We start from the raw sequence: 3,270 nt of genomic DNA on the forward strand, positions 1-3,270 counted from the left end.
GCGGCCCTTTTGCCGCAAGTTGGCTCTAGACATTTTCTCGAAAACTGTTCATCGTCACGGTTAAGGGAGAAAAAGCATTGGAGGAGCGTATGAAATTGATTGGCTGATTCCCGGCCTCGCGCCGACGGATCGGGTAGATGCCCAGGGAATCAACGAGCAAACACCGGACGGGGGATTATGGCCCAGAAGCACTTTGTCCTCGACACCAACGTCCTCATAGAAAACCCCAAATGCATCACGGCCTTGCGCAACGGGTCGGAAAACCAGATTTACATTCCCTACACCGTCCTCACCGAGCTGGACGGCCTCAAGAAAGACCCGCGCATCGGGCACATCGTCGCCCAGGCCGTCTGCGCCATCCGCGACGACGAACAGGTCCACATCTTCCCGCCGGATTTCGCCCTCACCCTCACCGACGACGTGATGGACGACCGCATCCTCAAGGAAATCCTGCACATGGCCCCGGAAGAGGCCATGCTCATCACCAACGACCGCATCCTCCAGATCAAGGCCAAGGTCTACGGCATCCCGAGCGAGGAATACCGCGATTCCGACCCCTTCCGGTCCGAGTCCCAACGCTACACCGGGTTCGTGGAGGAAGGCGAGGAGCTGGTCCACAACTGTTTCCGCTGGGAGGCCGGGACCCCGGTCTTCTACAGCCCCGAAGGGCCCAAGCCCATCGGCTACACCCACGAGATATGGGGCGTGAAGCCGCGCAGCGTCTACCAGAACCTGGCCCTGGAGCTGATGCTCCACGAGGGCATCGACCTGGTCTCCATCCAGTCCGAGGCGGGCTACGGCAAGACCTTCCTCTCCCTGGCCGCCGCGCTCTACCTGACCCTGGAGCGCAAGGACAACCCCTACCGCAAGATCTACCTGGTCAAGCCGGTGGTGGAGATCGGTGCCAAGATGGGCTATCTTCCGGGCGACATCGAGGAGAAGATGCTGCCGTACATCAAGTACATCCAGGACCTGCTCATCAAGCTGCACGACATCCGCCCGGCCAACCGCATCTTCCAGGACCCCTCGTCCGACACCTGGAAGCTCAACCCCAAGAAGTTCGAGATCCAGCCCGTGGCGTTCATCCGGGGCATGAACATCGAAAACGCCGTGGTCATCGTGGACGAGATGCAGAACCTTTCGCGCGGCGAGACCCGCGCGCTCCTCACCCGCATGGGCGAGGGCGTCAAGTGCATCTGCCTGGGCGACACGCGCCAGGTGGACAACCCGTACCTCAACGAGGCGAACAACGGCCTGAACTGGACGGTAAAGAAGCTCAAGGGGTACAAGAACTATGCGCACATGGTCCTCAAGGGAGACCGTTCGCGCGGGCCTATCACGGACATCGTGCTCAAATCCAAGCTGTAGCGGCGACGCCGCGCCGGGGCCCCGGCGCGGCCGCCATGGAGACATCGTTTTGACCTTCCGGCGTCTGATCCTCCCGCTTGTCGCGGGGCTCTTCCTGTTGCTCGCCTCCCGGCCCGCGTCGGCCGAGGGGGCGGACATGGCCGCGCCCTTGAAGGCGGCGCGCTTCCCCTCCCTGGAATCCGCCATCCGCATCAAGGGGCCGGTCAGCTTCTGCAACGAGCCCGTGCCGCTCGACCTGCCCGCCGTGCGCGAGCGGCTGGAGCGAGAGCTCCTGCTCATGCTCTGGGACCGCGCCCAGGTCATCCTCTGGCTCAAGCGCTCGGGCCGGTACTTTCCGCACATCGAAGCCGCCCTGGCCGAGGCCGGGCTGCCCGACGACCTCAAGTACGTGGCGGTCATCGAGTCGGCCCTCAAACCCCACGCGGGCTCGGGCCGGGGCGCGCGCGGGGTCTGGCAGTTCATCGAGTCCACGGGCCGCAACCACGGCCTGGTCATCAACCGCTACATCGACGAGCGGCGCAACTACCGGCTAGCCACCAAGGCGGCGCTGGCCTACCTCCGCACCCTGCACGAGGAGTTCGGCTCCTGGACCCTGGCCTGCGCGGCCTACAACATGGGCGAGGTCGGCCTGGGGAGCCGCATGGACGCCCAGGACGCGGACGACTACTACCATCTGGACCTGCCCACCGAGACCGAGCGCTACGTGCTCAGGGCCATGGCGGCCAAGCTCATCCTTTCGGACCCCGGCCGCTACGGCTTCCGCCTGGAGCCGGAGGACTTCTACGGCCCGGTCCCCTGCGACCGCATCCTGCTCAAGACCCGCCAGGCCGCGCCGGTCCTGGTGGTGGCCAAGGCGGCGGGGACCTACTACAAGACCGTCCGGGACATGAACCCGCAGCTTCTGGACGACGTCATCCCGGCCGGGGAGCACGTCCTCTTCCTGCCCGAGGGCTCGGCCAGGGGGTTCGCCTCCCGCTACCAGTCGCTGATCGTGAAATACCGCAAGCGCGCGGCGGCCAAGACCTACACCGTGCGCCGGGGCGACACCCTGACCGCCATCGCGGACAAGACCGGCACCCCGCTCACCCGGCTGCTCAAGCTCAACGACCTGGGCCGCCGCAGCACCATCCGCCCCGGCCAGAAGCTGGTCATCATGCAATAGGGGGTGGGCGGTCGGAAACGCCGCCGGTTGGGGTCAGGGGGCGTTCCGCGAGGCGGAAAGCCCCGGCCCTTCGGAGGCCTGGTGAATGATTTCGTCTTCCCGGACGACCATGACGTCGAAGGCGTCCATGCCGCTCGTCACATAGCCGGACTCCAGGCGGAGCGTTTTGCCGGAATCAAACGTGACCAGGACCTCGTAGTGGGCGTCTCCGGGGATTTCATAGCGGGCCGCCGAGAAGCCGCCGTCCGGGATTTTCGGGAAGACGAGCTCGATTTCCCGGATGCGTACGACGGCCCTGGCGATGTCCCGCCCGCTGCCGTTTTGGAGGACCACCACGCCGATGTCCGGCGGGAAGCAGGAATGAAGCCAAGCCCCCAGGGCGATCGCACCCAGCAAAACCACTGCACGCCACGTCGCTTTCTTCATTGTCGGCTCCTTTCTTTCGGGCGCTGTCGGGATTGCTCGGAAACGGCGTCCCGCCGGTCCGGCCGCCAATCCCTGCGGGCGGGCGCGGTCCGCCCGTCGGTGAACGTGTCGTAGTCCCGCCAGCCGAACCTCACGAAGCCCAGGTCGCGGTCGTGCAACCCTCCGGCGAAGCCGATGGGGGGGCGGAGGCCGGGGTTGCTGTCCTCGATGATCCCGCCGAAGGGGTCGTACAGGACCTCCTTTATCACGTCGCCGTCACGGTCGGCAACCACCCGCAGGGAGCCTACCTGGTCGTAGAAGAGGTAGGCCACGGC

General features: G+C 65.5%; 3 protein-coding genes and 1 pseudogene. 2 read left to right on the plus strand and 2 right to left on the minus strand.

Annotated features, from left to right (window positions below; all coding sequences use genetic code 11):
• Positions 1-177 precede the first annotated feature (177 nt).
• Together PHP91_RS17245 and PHP91_RS17250 are read left to right on the plus strand one after the other, a co-directional pair.
• Complete coding sequence (locus tag PHP91_RS17245) at positions 178-1,368, plus strand: PhoH family protein (protein ID WP_300143766.1); 1,191 nt, start codon at positions 178-180, stop codon at positions 1,366-1,368.
• A 49-nt stretch (positions 1,369-1,417) separates the two neighbouring features.
• Positions 1,418-2,530 (plus strand): lytic transglycosylase domain-containing protein, encoded by a 1,113-nt coding sequence (locus PHP91_RS17250; RefSeq protein WP_300143768.1) that lies wholly within the window; start codon positions 1,418-1,420, stop codon positions 2,528-2,530.
• Between the two features lie 33 nt (positions 2,531-2,563).
• Here PHP91_RS17250 and PHP91_RS17255 read toward each other — a convergent pair whose 3' ends face one another.
• Positions 2,564-2,956, minus strand: a complete 393-nt coding sequence (locus tag PHP91_RS17255; protein ID WP_300143770.1) for a hypothetical protein — start codon at positions 2,954-2,956, stop codon at positions 2,564-2,566.
• Positions 2,953-3,270: pseudogene (locus PHP91_RS17260) on the minus strand (hypothetical protein); the annotation flags it as partial. The pseudogene PHP91_RS17260 and the gene PHP91_RS17255, both read right to left, overlap by 4 nt.

This window comes from Pseudodesulfovibrio sp. (assembly GCF_028692895.1).
GTDB lineage: Bacteria > Desulfobacterota > Desulfovibrionia > Desulfovibrionales > Desulfovibrionaceae > Pseudodesulfovibrio.

Excerpts from the sequence above, each read along its gene's own strand:
- PHP91_RS17245 (WP_300143766.1), top strand. The coding sequence starts at position 178 with ATGGCCCAGAAGCACTTTGTCCTCGACACCAACGTCCTCATAGAAAAC.
- PHP91_RS17255 (WP_300143770.1), bottom strand. The coding sequence starts at position 2,956 with ATGAAGAAAGCGACGTGGCGTGCAGTGGTTTTGCTGGGTGCGATCGCC.